This is a genomic window from Streptomyces javensis (assembly GCF_039525925.1).
Lineage (GTDB): Bacteria > Actinomycetota > Actinomycetes > Streptomycetales > Streptomycetaceae > Streptomyces > Streptomyces asiaticus.
In genome coordinates this window covers 17,822-32,946 of the sequence record NZ_BAAAIF010000093.1, presented here as the reverse complement: position 1 = coordinate 32,946, position 15,125 = coordinate 17,822, and the positions used below count along the sequence as shown (strand labels likewise).

The window sequence follows — 15,125 nt, the reverse complement described above, 5'->3', positions numbered from 1 at the left end:
CCGCCAGAAGGGCGTCCAGGCAAGGAGTCACAACCAAGCCAACGGGCGCCCTTCGCCATGGTCGCGGCCAGCACAAACATCGGACTCATTCATCTAGGGGCGGGTCGGGAAGAGTGGCCGACCAGGCCGTTCCCGCCGTGCGCGCGCCAGGTGGGCGTATCACTTGGCCAGGGACGGCGGGAGATCGCGGCCTCCACGGCGACGTGCGCGATCGGACGCCCGTCATCCACGGGCTCACATGACCGGCGACGCCCTTCCGGCGTCAGCGGGGTGTCGGGACGTTCCGTCATATCGGCCCATCGAGGTACCAGCTGTGAGCGCCCATCAAGGGGTGTCACGAGACGTGACGTTGCCGCGAGGTGGGGACGGCGATCGAGCAGAGCCTCTTGGTGGCACACGTGAGAGCGACATACAGATCACGTTCGCCGTTGGGGCGAGCTTCGATGATCTCCTGCGGGCCGACGACGATGCTCGCGTCGGACTCCAGGCCGCGGGCCTCGGATGACGGCACGAGCCGCGCCCACTGTGTGACGCCGGTCGACGCCACGTCGTCGAGCCATTCATCGCTCGTCAGACGGACCCGCTCCTGCCCCACACAACCGCGAACCGGGCGTCCGGAGGCGCCTGCCGGGAGCGCACCAGGCCCTCCAGCGCCTCAGCCATGGCGGCGTAGGCAATTTGCACTTCCCGCAGGCACTGGGGAAGCGACCGCTCGGGTCGGGCCTCTTGGAACGCTGCCTCGTCGGCTGCGCGCGGCCGTTCCGGGCGGGTGGATTTGGATCCACGGGCAGTTCACGAAGGCGAGACGGGTCCGGCGGACATGGCGGGAATGACGTTCCGCTCGCCCCGGACCAGGTCGCGGTAAGCATCCGCGGCTTGACCGCCGTCGGTCCCCGGCCGCGATCGCCGCCCGGCTCCCGACGGGCGGGGCGCGACCGCATGGAGCTGGCCCGCGCCGTACGGGCTTGGGAGCACGGCGGGGTCGCCGCGCTCGCCGTGCTGGAGGGGGAGTGGACACCGGATGCCGAGGCACTGGCCCGCGCCCAGTCCGCCGTCGCCCGAGGCGCCGTGGTGGTGGCCCCACACGGTCTCCGGCACCGGTGCGCCCATCGCCGTTGCCCGTGTCACCGCAGGAAGTCTGCCAGCGGTGACGCGGGTACGCACCATAATCGACAGTTATGTGAGGTACACACCGATTACGGGTAAAAGAGCCTCGTGGTCACCAAACCGTGGCGCCCGGTCACACTCACGTCGGCCGTACCCGTCCCTCTGGCGGCGGCACTCCTCACGGCCAGGGGTACCGCCCACGCTGAAGTCGGCTTGCGAGGTCGCCCGGCAGGACAGCGGCACAGGACGCCTCGCCGGTGTCGCGGATGCTGCCCACCAGCTCGCGCGCCTGCCTGGCGCTCAGTGCGCCGGACGCGCGATCCACGTAGCCGAGGTTGCTCAGCAGCGCGTGGGCGATCTCGTGCGTCCGGAGGAGAGCGCACCTTCGACCGGCTGTGTGCAGACGTCGACCGGCCGGGTGTGTACGCGGTGGCGCTCGGCTCATCGTTCGGCGCGGCCTCCAGCGCCCCGGTACTCCGGGACACGTCTCAGGCACTGGCAGAGCAGAACCTGCGCCGGCACCGCGTTGACCTTCCAGCGGTCCTGGACGGGTTCGTGGCCGATGTGGCGGCGCGAACCGGCGGCGGGGGCGGCCACGGAGTCGAGGGCGACCGTGGCTCCAGCGGCCTGTCAGTGGGTGAAGCGGTGGTGTTCCTGGCCGTCCTGGCCGCGCTCTATCCCCGATGCCAGGGCTTCCCGTTCCCCGAGCGGCATCCGCCGTGCTTGTTCGACCCGGGGCACGGACCGTTGGTCCGGGACGTCGAATGCGCCGGCTTCGGTGACGGCGGGCCTTCGGAGGTGGCGTCGGCGACGGAGGTCAGGCGGAACGCACGCGGCCGGACCGCGGACGAACGGCGAGACGGGCGCGGACCGCGCCGTTTCATGTGACATGAAAATTTCCAAGGCAAGGAGAGCGACATGCTGCTCATGCTCATAGGGCTCATCATCCTGGCCGCGGCGGCTGTCATCGGCGTGGTAGGCGTGCTGAGCAACCTCGGTGGTGGGCACGCGCTCACCGGTGGCTTCTCTGTATTCGGTTTCGACGGCGGCGGCTACACCGGAACGGTGTTTCTCTCCGGGATCGTGATCGGGGCCGCCGCCCTGCTCGGGCTGGGCCTGATGATGGCCGCCGTGCGCCGCAGGCACGCCGCGCGCCGAGGGCTCACCCGGCACCACCGGGAGGCCGCGCCGGTCGGCCGGGATCGCGGTGAGGTGGCCGGCAGACACGAGCCCGCGGACGACGAGTCCGTCCGCGGCACGCGGCGCCATGGCCGACCGCATCTATTCGGGCACCGCACCGCCCATCGATAGGAAGGCAGTGACTCATGGACGTCGGGAAGAAGATGGCCCACACGGCCGAAGCGGTCCGAGGCAGCGCCAAAAAGGCGCTCGGCCGGGTCACCGGTAACCGCCGCACGCAGGCGGAAGGGCGGGGCGCCAAGGCGAAGGGCAATGCCAAGCAGTCCGGTTCGAAGATCAGGGACGCTTTCCGACACTGATCCGCAGGAGACGAGCACAGGACGGCCGCCGGGGGCAACCTTTACGGGGCCGTGGCGACGTCCAGTACTCCAGTCCGACTCAGTGATCTCTGCCGTCGGGGGCGGTGACCCGCCAAGTAAGGGGCCTGTCTGCCGTCCGGCGTCTCTTGTGACCGTCGTGGTCTCGGGTCGTTGGCATGGTCATCAGGCGGGGAGAGCTGACGAACACGGAGTGGGTTCGGCTCAGGCCACATCTGCCGAAATCCGGGCAGCGCGGTGGCCGTTGGGCCAGGCACCGAAAGCTCATCAACGGGGTCTCGTACCGGCTGCGCACCGGGATGCCACGGCAGGTTCTGCCCGCACGTCCGTGGAAGACCGTGTACGAGCGACACAGACGTTGGCGGCGGACGGCACGTGGGACAAGATCTTCGCGGCTGTCCTGGCTCATGCCGTCGGAGGGGTCCCGCGGACGGTGCCCGGAGGGCGTGGGAGGGCTCCCGCCGGCGGCCGGGTAAGAAAAGGTCCAGGACGGTGCAGGGGGCGAAACGACGGAGGGAGACGGTGATGGTCCATAGTGACCCGCCGCGGGTCCAGGGAATTCCGGGAAGCCGGTCGACTGCGCGCGTCGGGGGGACGGTGGTCTCCACGTCCACGTTCGCCGTCCTGCTGACCTTGGTGGCCTGCGATGCCGGCGGCCCCTCCGGCCCGTCGGCTTCCAGGACCCGGGTGGAGCCGACGGTGAGCGCCACGGAGGTCATCCCGGCCCCGCGCGAGGAGAACTGCGGCGGTGAGCCGTGGAGCACCCGGAACCCGGCCTACGAAGGGCCGGGCCCGCACCTCATCGCGCCAGTCGGGATCCGCTCGCAGCTGCCCCAGTCCGTCGCCGTCGGAGGCATCCCCACCGATCTCGACGACCCGGGCGACGGGCGGTACGTCGGCGGCCACGAATCCGTCCTCGCCAATCCGATGACCGACAAGGATGCCCAGATCCAACTGCTCGCGTGCATCGAACCCATCGAGGGTGACGGGCCGATCGGCAAGGTCGAGTGCTACTTCGGGGATGCCAGCGGCGGAGCACGCAACTTCCAGACGTTCCCGCTGTATCGGGCCGACTACGAGGTGACCGTCCGCGAGGCCCGTACCGGCCGGGTCGTCCGCACGCTCTCCGTGCCGGGCACGGTGAAGGGCCAGGACAACTGCCCGACGACAGCCACCGACACGGGGCACACGGTGTTGCTGCGCGCACTGTCCCGGGACCGGCTCGTCGAGGCGCTGCACCCGCTGTCCACGGCGCCCGCGCGCCGTTAGGCTCAGTTTCGGGGAGAAAGTTCCGACGGACAGGACCTAGGAGTGGCCTTGTCCAGCCACACTCCGTCGCGCATGATGACTCTTCCGCGTAGTTCCGGCTCGCCGCGCCAAGCGCGCACAGTCCTCGGGATCAAGCGTACATACACAAAGGATTCCTCTTCCACGCGTGGGTCCCACCCGAACTTGTCGGCGAACGCCTCCGCTGCGTCTTCGTTCACCTCCTGGTCCAGGAAGCATTCGGCCTCACCCTGCAGGAGCACCACGTCGAAGGTGTCCGGTAGCGCCAGGCGCACGCGCGGCTCTTTGCGGACGTTCCGCGCAGTGACGGAAGTGGCGCTGGTACACATCCACACCGCCCGTCCATCCCACAAGAACCACAGCGGCACCTGGTGCGGCCCGTGATCAGGATGAGCCGTCGACACCCATACATCCCGCTCGGCAATGAGGCGCCCCAGAGCGTCGCGCCTACGCTCTGCCGTCTGGCGACGAACGATCCCCGTGGTCTCCATGAGGAACGACCATAGCCAAGCAGACGCGCAGCGCGCGTGAGGCGCAGGACCTACTCCCAGCGACCGATGAACCCGTCAGCTTCTGACTCGGGACGGCCGACTTGGGTTCCCGGAGTGGTGAGCGGAAGTGCTCAGTCACACTGGTGAGGCCGAGGTCTGTGAGATCGGGCCGTCCGTGCTCGTGGGCGAGCGGCCGCCGGTTTCCCAAGGGTATGCCCGGCTCGGCCGCCCCGGAGCAGGCGGCCCACTGGATCACCGTCGGCGGCGGTCATACGGTCCAGTACGTCGTCGAGCGTGCGCGGCTCCAGGCTGAGGACGCGGGTGTCCGCCGTCGAGCAGCCGGACGGCGGGCAGCAGGGAGACGATGCGCATGCCGCGACTGTAGGCGGGTCGTCCGGGGCATCGGTGGCAGGTGATGTGCGGTCGGTGGTGCGCCGGTGGTGTGGTGCCGTCAGATGGCCGCGGTGCGGCGCGGGTCGGTGCGGTGACGTACCTCCTCCGAGGACCCGGGGTCGTTCGGGCGGTCCAGGGAGCGCCACCACCGCGCCACCTCGGCACCGGTGGCGAACCGCACGTCCCGGCGCCGCCGCACATACGCCAGGAACTCCTCCAACAGCCCGATCCGGCCCCAGGCTTGCCGATGCAGGACGGCTCCAGGGTGATCACACAGCACAGCCCGTAGCCGTGGTACGCGTCGAACTCGGCGCACCAGTCGTCCAGGGGTTGCCCGTATCCGGCGATCCGCACCTGGCCGGCGGGGTAGGCCGGTCCGTAGTTGAACATGAAGCGGGGGAAGTCATTGAGCTCCCAGTGGGCCGGAACGTCCACCAGTGGGACGGCGCCGGGGCCGGTGGCCGGGTGCAGCAGGGTCGGCCGGTCGTCGTCCCGGGCCAGCGAGGTCCAGGTGAAGCCGAGTTCGCTCAGCACACCCGCGGTGTCGTCGCCGATCTCCGCCGAGGGCGGCCGGAATCCGGTGGGCCGCCGCCCGGAGATCTCCTCCAGCATCCGGGCGGAACGCTCGATGGCGCGGCGCTGTTCTTCCGCGCCGAGGGCCGCGTAGTCCTCCAGACCGTCGCCGCGGGAGCCGATCTCATGGCCGCGGGCGGCCACCTCCCGCACCGTCTCCGGGTAGCGCTCGGCCACCGTCGCCGGGATCATCCAGCCGACGCGCACATCGGCCGCCTCGAGGGCGTCGAGCACCCGGGGCGCCCCGCCTGCCGTTCGGCGGACCGTTCACCGCCGTACAGCCCGCCGCGGCGGCCGTCAGCGTCAGCGCGCCGGCGAGCGCGATCAGTCCCCGCAGGCGCTTACCGCGTCTGCGGCGCTCGCCCGCCGGGCGGCGGCGCAGAATGGATCGCTTCATACCGCTCCCTCGCCGAGTACCTCGCCCTGAGGCTCAACCGGCTGGGGCTCAAGGCCCGTCACACGGCGGACATGGGCTTCGGGCTGCCGGACGTGCTGGTGCCGCTCTCGGCCGACGACGTCGTGGTGGTCTTCGCCCCGGCCCGGCTCTTCAGGGAGATCGAGGTCATCGTCGACCACGCGGAGGAGGTGGGCGCCCCGATCGTCCTGATCACCGACGCCCTCGGCCCGGCGCTCGGCGACCGGGTGGCCGTCACCCTCCTCGCCACCCTCTCCGCCTCCGGCACCACCCGCGAAACACTCGGCTCACTGGCCGTGGTCGACGCCCTGGCCCTGGCCGTCGCCCCCCAGTTGGGCGAGTGCGCGCTGGAGACCTCCGAACCGCTGACCCGCCTGCGCGGTCACTTCCTGCCGCCCAACAGCCTCCGGCACGGCCGCGACGCGTGAGGGTGCGCGGGGGACCGGCACCGGTCCCCCGCACGGTGTTCAGGCGGCCCAGCACCTTCAGCGAGGTGAGGTGCCCGTGCCGGACGAGGGGGTCACACCGGTGACGCAGCCCGACGGGGGGCGCGCTCGTGGCCGCGTCGATGACGATGCCCAGTGTGATGGGCACCCCATACGTGGGCTGTGGACTACGTGTGAGGCGGGGGAGATCGCCACCCGGCTCGTCAATGTCCTGGGTGCTTGCGGTTCCTCCTCGGTGACCGGGCGGACTGCCACCCGGAAGGTCATAGCGGAGCCCGCTCCCGGAGCGGGAACGGGGTTGTGGTGCACGGGGCTACAGGTCGGCGAACGGGGGGCAGATGTAGGTAACGGCGACGAGTTGCAGGCGGGGGAGTGGCAGGATCAGCATGAACCCGTCTTCCAGGACCGGGAGGCGCCGCACGCCGCCGGTGACTCCTGGTCTCGGGCCGTCTCCGATGGCCGTGACATCGATCCCCATCTCGGCCAGGTCCACGAGCTGCCCGGCGAGTCGCTCCACTTCCGCAACCACGCGCTCGGGCAACCCCTTCGCGACCTGCTCGTAGTCGGGCTCGTACTCCCAGCGCCACCGTTGCCCGGCGTCCTCGGTCACCCGGCGCTCCGACCGTCGATGCAGGCATCAGCCGCTGCCTCCGCATGGATGGCTGCCACCTCGGCGGCGATGGCACGCCCCTCGGCCAGCTCCTCCACCTGAGCTGCGCGGGCCTCCAGCTCGCTCAGGCGCGCGGCACGAGCAGGTACACGCTCGATTGCCACCGTGAGCGCCCACCGCCGTAGGAACCGGCGCATGGGAGCCGCGTCGACCTGGCTGCGGGCCGCCTCCACCGCAGCCGTCCGCTCGGCGTCGAACGTGGCCACCTGGTTCGGCGCGATCTGTACCAGAGCCGCGCGCAGGTCCTCCGCCGTGGTCTTGGGTTGCGGGGTCAGGGGCCCGTGTCCGTCCGCTGCTGTTTCGCTCATGCCGCCACGCTCCCCGTGCCCCCGGAGGGGGCTGCGGTGATCCGCAGCGCCACACGCCCCTCGGCGTACTCCCGCAGCAGTACCTCACACAGCAGCCCGAACCCAGGGTCGCCTCCTCGGCGGTCCCGCTCCTGCCTCTTCCACCTGTCCTCTGCTCTCTCACACACGTTTTCGTCGAGGTAGGCGCGGCATCCGCCCCGCTCCGCCGTGCCGAATGTGCTGCCGGCCGGAACGGGTGCGTCGAGCGTCCCTTCGGCGTATGACGTCAGGAGCGCCTCGAGGATCCGCGAGCGGGCGCGGGCCATGCCGTCGTCCTCGGCGCGCTCTTTCACCCGGCCCTTCCACAGGTCCATGTCCATCCAGACCAGGCGGCCAGGGCGCGCCGTGCTGTCGGCGGCTCTCACATCTCCTCCATCGGGCGTTGTCAACGGTGATCCACCCGAGCAAGGCTAGACTTTCAAAGTCTAGTAATCAACGCTCCGGGCCGCCTCGCCGGTCCGCGGTGTGTGTGGCGCGGTCGACGCCTGGCCCGGAGGTCCAAGGAGAACAGAGAGCCATGTCCGCCCCGAACAAGAAGATCGCGACCGTCGCCACGTCTCCGCCTCCGCAGCCCGGGTGCCTCGCCGCGGCGAGCAGAGGGGCGCGAACCCGCGGCGCGCCCCGTTCTCATCATCGCTTCGTCGTCCGAACCTGAACGTCGAGCCCACCGAGGCGGGCGTGGCTTCCGGCAACCGACGCCTCATACCGCGGCGTCAGCGGGGAACGGTGTGTTCACCGACCATCAGATCGACTGGGTGATCGTCCACCTCAACGGCCAGTGGACGCCCGGCTCACCGCCCCCCGTGAAAGTTCACCCCGGTGAACGGCGCGCCCTCGCGCCGGGCGTTGTTGATGACGAAGTCGATGCCCCGCTGGCGACGTCTCTCGTCATGTACCTGGCTGGGGTGTCGTCCGCCGAGGCATAGCAGCAGGTGCAGCGCAGATCGCACGCCCTCGTCAGGAAGAGCGTGACCTCGGTCGGCGAGGGGGCACCGCTACGGCGGGTGACAGGTGAGGGGGAGTCGCGCGGCAGTCCCGACTCACGGGTGAGCGCCACCACGCTGTTGATCAGGAGACTGTGCCGCACGTACGGCAGGCTGCGGCTGGGCACCCGGCTCGCTCGCTGCCGTAGTACGCCCACGAATGCTCGGGGATCTCAGCGCAATGGCTGCCGGAAGAGCTGTTCGAGGAGGCTCATGCCCGGCTGCACACCGCGCTGCCACGGGGCGCCGGCTCTTGGGAGGACCGACTGCGCGCCTGGCAGACAGCGCACACGCTGCCGCCCGAGCGGCTCGACCGACTGCCCGCTCTCATCGGCAGAGCCGTCGCCGAGACGCGACGGCGCACCAGCGCCATCGTGTCCTTGCCGACGGACGAGGTGGTGCGATGCCGACTGGTCTCCGGTACGCACTTCCGTGCGGCCGGGGAGTACGAGACGGCCGACCTGCCACCCGCGAGCTGTCCCCGGCCGGGAACGGCCGGGGACAACGACTTGCGCGCCTTGCGCCGACACCACCGCCTCACCCGATGCTGTACCGACCCTCACATCAGCCTGCATGCTTGATCACGTCAGAGACAGGGAGGGCTCCGAATGGAAGCAACGACAGACAGCGGACGTGATCTGCCGCCCGGTGGGCTGAGGCCGGTGCTCACCACACCACGCCTCCGCCTGCGTCCGCTCTCCGAAGCCACATCGACTGGTGGGTACGTCTCCACACCGATGACCAGGTGAACCAGTCCGTTGGCGCCTACACCAACGAGCAGGCCGCAGTGCGTCTCCGGGACATCCGCCAACAGTGGGTTCAGCGCGGACACGGCCTGTGTGCCGTCGAACTGAACAGCACCGGCGAGGCGATCGGGCGCTCCGGCCTCAACTGGTGGGAGACGTTCGGCGAGACCGAGATCGGGTGGACCTTCGTCCGAGCGCACTGGGGCAACGGCTACGCCACGGAGGCAGCACGTGCTGTCCTCGCATGGGGCTTCGGCGCACTTGGGCTCGGGCAGATCACGGCCATGATCCACCACGGCAATACCGCCTCCACCACCGTGGCCCGCCGCCTGGGATTCACACCTCTGCGTGAAGACAGCGTCCTGGGCCGTCCCTGCACCGTTTACGCACTGAGCAGCGACGACTTCGCCGCAAGTGAAGGCCGAACACCCCTGTGACATCGGTCGGCCAATCTCTGCTCAGCACCACCACGAGTGCGGCGTCGAGCGAGTCCCCTCGTGAACCGGCGTGCCGCCGCCACATGCACTGGATCCGAAACAGGTATCAAGTCCTCGCGATGCGCGAGGAACGCCAGGGCCCGTTCGCCGAGGCCGTGGCGTGGACCGCCTGGCGGCGGAACCCGGCCTGGCCACCGCCGCGCCTACCCACAGCAGGACACCGCCGGCTGACGCATGGCGCCCAAGGACCTTCCTCGTACCACGCGCCGTCCACTGGCCAGGGCTGGTATAACACGCTTCGAGTCAAGGGCACGACGCTCACACCGGATTGGGTGAGCCGGGGCGCCGGATGTCGGCGTACAGGCGGGTCCGCACTCCGGGCTCACCCGCGACCCGCCGGACAGGCCGGACGCCGGATGTCGCCCGCAGCGCATCCAGCCGGGGCATTACCACCACCGCGGTCTCCTCATCCCCGGCCGTGATGTCCTCCAGGACCACCAGGCCCGGCTCACACACATGCACGTCATCGATACTGTCCCTGCTTGACGCGACGCCGCTGGCGCCAGGCCGGTGCACCAGGGGCCTGCACGCCACTCGTACGAGGTTCCCTGCGGGTAGGGGCTTAGCGGATGATGCGGGTCAACCAGTCGAAGTCAACCAGTCGAAGTGGGACGCCCGGACCCCCGTCCGCCTCGCCAGCCGGTTCTTCGGGATCGAGGGAGAGCCCGACCGGTTTCGCGGGTTCGCCTCGTGGGAGTGCAGACGACCTGAGACGCGCAAGCTGTCCCACAGTTCAGCAGCCCGCTGACCGGGAAAAGCGTTCCGCTCTTGCCTGGATGCCGAAACAGTAGCGGAAGCGAAGACTGAGCAACCGCCACATCCACCTGACGAAAGCAAGAGGAGGACCTGTATGTCACCTGCCGCTTCCACCCGTTTGTCCGTTGTCATCGATACGGACCCCGGGGTAGATGACACCTGGGCGATCTTGTTCCTGGCCGCCCAGCCGGACGTCGAGATCGTCGCCGTCGGAGCCGCGCACGGCAACGTGCCCACTGCCGTGGCGGCCGCCAACGCCTTACGTGTGCTCGACGTCGTCGGCCTGGATCAGGTACCGGTTGCCGTGGGCCATCCGGCTCCTCTTCAGCAGCCCTTGCAGACGGCAGAGTTCGTCCACGGCGAAGATGGCCTGGGTAGCAAGGCGGGGCCTCCCTCACCGCGACAGGTCAGCGCGGAATCAGCAGCGGAGCAGCTGGTGCGCCTGGCCAGACAACGACCGGGAGAACTGACGTTGCTCGCCCTGGCGCCGCTGACCAACATCGCCCTCGCCCTTCGGATGGAGCCGAACCTCCCCCGACTCCTGCGCCGTGTGGTGCTCATGGGCGGCGCGTTCCACGTCGCGGGCAATGTCACTGCCTGGGCCGAGGCGAACTCCGCACATGATCCGGAGGCAGCGGAGGAGGTGCTGCGCGCGGGGTTCGACCTGATCATGGTGCCGCTGGACATGACCGAATACGCGTGGGCTGACGCATCCTGGCTGAAGCTGATCTCGGATGCGGCCGCCCCGGCTGCCCGCTTCGCGTCATCGGTGCTCGAGACCTACGTTGCCCTCTACAGTGACGCTCACGGCACCGTCGGCTGTGTCCTGCACGACCCACTGGCCGCGGCCATCATGGTTGATGAGTCCTTGGCGACATACCAAGAGCGCCAGGTCATGGTCGAACTTGCGGGACATGCGCGTGGCGCCACACTGATCGACGAACGGAAGTTCAGCACGATCCACGGGGGCATCCCCGATCAACGGCCTCCGGTGCGGATAGCTGCCACCGTGGATGCCGCCACTGCCATGGACCGCATCCACCGCGCTTTGATCACACCTGAGGCCGTCCAGTAACTGAAAGCACACATGCCCTATCCCTGGACAATCCCCCCAGGACAGCTCCTGGGCGCCTCGGGTGTCCCTCGATCGAAGCGGCCTGGGCGATCGTGGGCGTCAGCGAGGCAGGGGCCTTGCGGACATGTCGGTGTGGGCGTGGTCGAGGGGGCGGGGCGGCGCACCGTCGGCCGTGGTGTGGCCACAGTGCCTTCGCGCCGAGGGCGGCGGGCAGGTCGACGTAGGAGGGGAGTGGCGGATGACCTGCCTGCCGGGTCCCGCGCCGACGAGCACCCTGGCGTAACACCATGCTGTGGCTTGCGGCCACTGCCTGATCTGTTTTCAACAGTGGTGATCACTCGTGGCCGTCCCCGTTCCCGGGCCAGCGCCGACCAGCGAGATCACGATCTGGTGAGGAGAGCGAGGTGGCAGTGATGCGATCTGTGGAGCAGGTGGTCGGGGTGGAGCGTCGGCAGTTCGCGCTCTGTGACGGCGATGCGCCCTTTGCTGACCGGCCTTGGCGGCTACCTGATGCGGTCGAGGATGGGGTAGTGGTCAATGACAGTGAGGTAGTGGTGAGCAGCGCCATCGCTATGCGCGATGCCGACGTCCGTCTAAAGTTGTGGGACGGCCGTGCTGAAACGCGGGATCCGATGGTGCTTGTGGGGGAGGTCGTGTGGGAGTCGCGGTCGGGGGCGGTGATGGCTTGGGCCGTGCCGCAATGGGCCGGGTAGGTATGCGGTGCGGTCAGGGCCCGGTCCGCTGGAGTCCTTGGCCTTGCCACTTCACGTAGGCATCGCCCTCTCCGACGACGGTGGTGGCCCACAGCACGGCACTGCGGCCTGCCACCGGGTTCCTTCTCGTGGCGGACGGGTGGATGGGGGCGGTGACGGTCGGGCCTGCGCGGATGCCGCAGCTTCGATCGAGATCCGTTCCGCTACGAGCCGGATGGCAGGAGCCCGCGGGCCAGGGTGAAGGCGGCCGTAGCGGTGGACAGGAGGGCGTTGATCCTTCCGAGGACGCGAGCCGTCCTGTCGGCATCCTGCGCGTCGACGGCCGCGGCCAGGTCGTCGGCGTACTCCCGCGCCCTTACCGCCTCGTCGGACGTCGCGGTGTCCGCGTCCGTGCGCAGGGCGTCGATCAGTTGCTGGTGGGGAATGTCAGGCGCGTTCGCTCGGTTGCCGTAGCCTCCGTGGGCCACCGAGTGATGGCTGTTGACGTTGGCCACGACGAAGCCGCCCGGTCCGGTGGAGATGTGCACCCCTTCGCCTCCTGTCCAGATGAACTTGCCCTCGTACTCGGTCCAGCCCTTGTGCGTCACGCTGTAGCTGCCGAACCGCCAGCCCTCCACAACGATCATTTTGTGCTTGAGCAGCTCGGCCAGGATGCGCATGACGTCTGCCCGATTCCATCCTCGCTCGGCGAAGTAGTCGGTCATCGTCACGCGCCGCCCCGGGTTCGCCGCCCGTCGGCACATCTCGCGGAAAGCCTGCCCCTGATAGATCTCCAACTGGCCCGGGGCGACCGACGGCTCCGGCAGCCGCCGCCGGTGCACGGCTGTGCGGATCCACACAAACAGTGCGTAGACCAACCAGCAGAGCAAGGCGATCACAATGAGCACCGGTGTCGGATCCACGCTCGTCAACCTCCCCCGTTGGCCCCGAGCCAACACATTTTAGGACTTGTTGGTGCGTTGTGGAATCGGTGTCGCCAAAGCAAGTTGGATGACGGCTTGTTCTCAGACCCACTGGGTGCGGCTTGTCAGCTGCCGCCTGCTGGCCCCTGATGGTCGTCGGACCGCGTTTGGCCGCGAGTAGCGACGGTTTCGCATCCACCGGGCGCCGTGGGCGTCGTCGGCGCGGGTAAACGTGCGGATGCCACTGCCACTCACCGGCGGGTGGCCAGGGAGGACCAGGCCGATACGGAGGCTGCGGAGGCGGCGACTCCGCTGAAAGCGCAGGTGGCGGGCCGTGCGGTGCTGTTGATCCCGCATCGCGGTGAGACGGACGACGAAGCCGCGCTGCCTGCCGACCACCGCCGGATCCTGGCGATCGTGCGGGCCGTCGGAGGGGCGGTGCAGGTCAAGTCGGTGGGTGAGGAATGGGGGCTTGAGGTGGGGGTGCGGGGGAAGCTGGAGCCGCTGCGGGCGAAGATGACCTAGCTCGCCGATCGTGGCTGGCTGCGCAAGCGGCCTGACGGGAAGTTCACCGTGCGCCTGTAGCGGTGCCGGACCGGGGGTAGCAAGGGGCGTAACCAGCAGTGAATCTCTCCTGGTCCCGCTTGCGTGGGATCGCCGCACCGCCTCAGCCCGGCTCAGCACGGCACCCACCAAGCCCGTCCCCTCGAGGACACCTTAACGAGACCCGTGATGGGGCACGGGACCAGCCCTACCGTCCCACCCAACGTCATTACCGGTCGCCGGGCTGATCCCCTCCTCCCTGAGTTCTTGCCCCGTGAGCGGGAACTGCCGGTGCCCTGATCGGCGGTCGGCCTGCATCGGGAGCACTCCTGACGCCCGGTGAAGCAGGTGAAGCGTGTGAAGCCGGTGAAGCAGGTGAAGACCGCCTGCACACGGGCTGAGGGCCGCCAGTGGTCAGACCGACCTGCTGGTGCGGGTCGCCTCACGCGCGAACTCGTCAACCACGGCGTCGCCCCGCTGCTTCCTCGCCGAGCTGAAGGCAGGTAATGCCGCGTCGCTGTTGCCAGGAGTTACGCCAATCGGCCTGGGCCGCCGCCAAGGATCTGCCTACATGGGAATGTCATCACCGATCTGCTCGATCAGGTGCGCGAGGAAGGCCCGCACCGCCGCGGGCAATGCGCGCCGCGCCATCGACTGGATCTGCATGCTCCGGCGGCTCAGTTCCGGGTTGTGGATGGGAACGATCGCCAGGCGGTCGGCACCGAGCCGCCGCCGCACCGTCAGCGGACCGACCAGGGTGACCCCGCCGCGTAGCTGCGCGAAACTCTGTAGCGCACCCGAGTAGTTGCTGACGAGCGCGGGCTCGAAGCTCAGCCCTTCCAGCGCGACGCAGACGTCGAAGAGTTGCCGGATCGTGGTTCCCTCGTCCATCAGCGCGAGCGGGTACTCCAGCAGGTCCGCGAGCTCGACGTACTCCCGGTGCGCCAGCGGATGATCGTCGGGCATCAGCGCGTAGATCGGCTGCTGCTGCGAATACTCGACCTTGATTCCCCATTCCGGTCCGAGGCTATAAGTGACGGCCAGGTCCACCGTGCCGTCTATCACCTGCCGCGTCGCCGCGGTGGGGCCGGTGACATTCAGTCGGAACCGCACCCCCGGATATTTTTCCCGAAATGCGGTGATAGCCGCCGGCAGGAAATCGCGCGCGAAACCCTCGGAGCTCGCGAGTTTGACGGTACTGCGGTGCAGGGCCTCGACGCCGTGCACGTCGGCGAGCACCTGCTCGGCCTCGAGCGCGCTGCGCCGGGCGTAGGCGGTGAGAATCTCGCCCGCCTCCGACAGCACCATCCCCCGCGGCTGGCGCTCGAACAGCGGCGCCCCGACGTCCTGCTCCAGCTTCGCGATCTGCCGGCTGATCGCCGACGTCGCCACGTGCAGGCGCTCCGAGGCCTCGCTGATCGAACCGGTGCGCGCGACCTCGAGGAAGTAGCGCAGCGACGTGGGCAGGAGGTGCATTCCGAGAATGTACTCCAGTGCGAAGCGCGTCCGCTGAGGGTGGTGGTGGGGGAGCCGCCGACCGTAGCCGTTGCCGCCAGGGCAATACACCCTTCGAAAACGTGCAATTTCCCGCTCTATCGCCGCCCTATCCCGCTCCGTAAACTCAGCACACCGGCCGGACGCATTGTAAATCGCACGTTTCTCAC

Annotated in this window: 18 protein-coding genes and 2 pseudogenes; 10 read left to right on the top strand and 10 right to left on the bottom strand. The window is 69.1% G+C overall.

Annotated elements, in window-relative coordinates; translation table 11 throughout:
• Nucleotides 1–334: 334 nt before the first annotated feature.
• Nucleotides 335–526, bottom strand: a pseudogene (locus ABD329_RS43410) (hypothetical protein); the annotation flags it as partial.
• Nucleotides 527–792: 266 nt separating this feature from the next.
• Nucleotides 793–1,128: a hypothetical protein gene (locus ABD329_RS43405; RefSeq protein WP_198278712.1), complete on the bottom strand. Its 336-nt coding sequence runs from the start codon at nucleotides 1,126–1,128 to the stop codon at nucleotides 793–795.
• An 897-nt stretch (nucleotides 1,129–2,025) separates the two neighbouring features.
• Between ABD329_RS43405 and ABD329_RS43400 the strand changes: the two genes are divergently transcribed.
• The 4 genes and pseudogenes from ABD329_RS43400 to ABD329_RS43385 all read left to right on the top strand — a co-directional run bounded on the left by ABD329_RS43400 (nucleotide 2,026) and on the right by ABD329_RS43385 (nucleotide 3,893).
• Nucleotides 2,026–2,418 (top strand): hypothetical protein, encoded by a 393-nt coding sequence (locus tag ABD329_RS43400; RefSeq protein WP_198278714.1) that lies wholly within the window; start codon nucleotides 2,026–2,028, stop codon nucleotides 2,416–2,418.
• 14 nt (nucleotides 2,419–2,432) lie between these two features.
• Nucleotides 2,433–2,606, top strand: coding sequence for a CsbD family protein (locus tag ABD329_RS43395; RefSeq protein ID WP_198278715.1), 174 nt, complete (start codon nucleotides 2,433–2,435; stop codon nucleotides 2,604–2,606).
• A 182-nt stretch (nucleotides 2,607–2,788) separates the two neighbouring features.
• A pseudogene (locus ABD329_RS43390) lies at nucleotides 2,789–3,036 on the top strand (transposase); the annotation flags it as partial.
• A gap of 287 nt (nucleotides 3,037–3,323) precedes the next feature.
• On the top strand, nucleotides 3,324–3,893 hold the full coding sequence (locus ABD329_RS43385; protein ID WP_198278717.1) for a hypothetical protein: 570 nt from the start codon (nucleotides 3,324–3,326) through the stop codon (nucleotides 3,891–3,893).
• Between the two features lie 2 nt (nucleotides 3,894–3,895).
• On the opposite strand, the gene ABD329_RS43380 is transcribed toward ABD329_RS43385, so the two are convergent.
• A complete protein-coding gene (locus tag ABD329_RS43380; protein WP_198278718.1) occupies nucleotides 3,896–4,402 on the bottom strand; it encodes a pyridoxamine 5'-phosphate oxidase family protein in 507 nt (168 codons plus the stop codon).
• Nucleotides 4,403–4,654: 252 nt separating this feature from the next.
• Nucleotides 4,655–5,602, bottom strand: coding sequence for a polysaccharide deacetylase family protein (locus ABD329_RS43375; protein ID WP_198278719.1), 948 nt, complete (start codon nucleotides 5,600–5,602; stop codon nucleotides 4,655–4,657).
• A gap of 234 nt (nucleotides 5,603–5,836) precedes the next feature.
• On the opposite strand from ABD329_RS43375, the gene ABD329_RS43370 reads away from it, so the two are divergent.
• Nucleotides 5,837–6,211 carry a MurR/RpiR family transcriptional regulator gene (locus ABD329_RS43370; protein WP_198278720.1) on the top strand — a complete coding sequence of 125 codons (375 nt, stop codon included), beginning with the start codon at nucleotides 5,837–5,839 and terminating at the stop codon, nucleotides 6,209–6,211.
• Between the two features lie 331 nt (nucleotides 6,212–6,542).
• On the opposite strand, the gene ABD329_RS43365 is transcribed toward ABD329_RS43370, so the two are convergent.
• From ABD329_RS43365 to ABD329_RS43355, 3 genes are read right to left on the bottom strand one after another with little or no spacing between them, the layout of a single operon-like run.
• The gene (locus ABD329_RS43365) at nucleotides 6,543–6,839 is read right to left on the bottom strand and encodes a hypothetical protein (RefSeq protein ID WP_198278721.1); all 297 of its coding nucleotides are present in this window, start codon (nucleotides 6,837–6,839) and stop codon (nucleotides 6,543–6,545) included.
• On the bottom strand, nucleotides 6,836–7,207 hold the full coding sequence (locus ABD329_RS43360; protein WP_198278722.1) for a hypothetical protein: 372 nt from the start codon (nucleotides 7,205–7,207) through the stop codon (nucleotides 6,836–6,838). Before ABD329_RS43360 ends, ABD329_RS43365 begins: the two co-directional genes overlap by 4 nt.
• Entirely contained in the window at nucleotides 7,204–7,611 is a 408-nt protein-coding gene (locus tag ABD329_RS43355) for a hypothetical protein (RefSeq protein ID WP_198278723.1), read from the bottom strand. The genes ABD329_RS43360 and ABD329_RS43355 overlap by 4 nt, the downstream gene beginning before the upstream one ends.
• Nucleotides 7,612–7,974: 363 nt before the next feature.
• Between ABD329_RS43355 and ABD329_RS43350 the strand changes: the two genes are divergently transcribed.
• Nucleotides 7,975–8,172 (top strand): hypothetical protein, encoded by a 198-nt coding sequence (locus ABD329_RS43350; RefSeq protein ID WP_198278724.1) that lies wholly within the window; start codon nucleotides 7,975–7,977, stop codon nucleotides 8,170–8,172.
• An 802-nt stretch (nucleotides 8,173–8,974) separates the two neighbouring features.
• Nucleotides 8,975–9,412: a GNAT family N-acetyltransferase gene (locus ABD329_RS43345; protein WP_309142792.1), complete on the top strand. Its 438-nt coding sequence runs from the start codon at nucleotides 8,975–8,977 to the stop codon at nucleotides 9,410–9,412.
• Between the two features lie 318 nt (nucleotides 9,413–9,730).
• On the opposite strand, the gene ABD329_RS43340 is transcribed toward ABD329_RS43345, so the two are convergent.
• On the bottom strand, nucleotides 9,731–9,988 hold the full coding sequence (locus tag ABD329_RS43340; protein WP_198278728.1) for a DUF6207 family protein: 258 nt from the start codon (nucleotides 9,986–9,988) through the stop codon (nucleotides 9,731–9,733).
• A gap of 334 nt (nucleotides 9,989–10,322) precedes the next feature.
• On the opposite strand from ABD329_RS43340, the gene ABD329_RS43335 reads away from it, so the two are divergent.
• Nucleotides 10,323–11,303 (top strand): nucleoside hydrolase, encoded by a 981-nt coding sequence (locus ABD329_RS43335; protein ID WP_198278725.1) that lies wholly within the window; start codon nucleotides 10,323–10,325, stop codon nucleotides 11,301–11,303.
• 404 nt (nucleotides 11,304–11,707) lie between these two features.
• Nucleotides 11,708–12,016, top strand: coding sequence for a hypothetical protein (locus tag ABD329_RS43330; protein WP_198278726.1), 309 nt, complete (start codon nucleotides 11,708–11,710; stop codon nucleotides 12,014–12,016).
• A gap of 203 nt (nucleotides 12,017–12,219) precedes the next feature.
• Here the strand turns inward: ABD329_RS43330 and ABD329_RS43325 are convergent, their stop codons facing one another.
• A complete protein-coding gene (locus tag ABD329_RS43325; RefSeq protein WP_198278727.1) occupies nucleotides 12,220–12,918 on the bottom strand; it encodes a hypothetical protein in 699 nt (232 codons plus the stop codon).
• A 261-nt stretch (nucleotides 12,919–13,179) separates the two neighbouring features.
• Between ABD329_RS43325 and ABD329_RS43320 the strand changes: the two genes are divergently transcribed.
• On the top strand, nucleotides 13,180–13,443 hold the full coding sequence (locus ABD329_RS43320) for a hypothetical protein (protein WP_344317895.1): 264 nt from the start codon (nucleotides 13,180–13,182) through the stop codon (nucleotides 13,441–13,443).
• A 585-nt stretch (nucleotides 13,444–14,028) separates the two neighbouring features.
• Here ABD329_RS43320 and ABD329_RS43315 read toward each other — a convergent pair.
• On the bottom strand, nucleotides 14,029–14,937 hold the full coding sequence (locus ABD329_RS43315; RefSeq protein WP_198281116.1) for a LysR family transcriptional regulator: 909 nt from the start codon (nucleotides 14,935–14,937) through the stop codon (nucleotides 14,029–14,031).
• Nucleotides 14,938–15,125 lie beyond the last annotated feature (188 nt).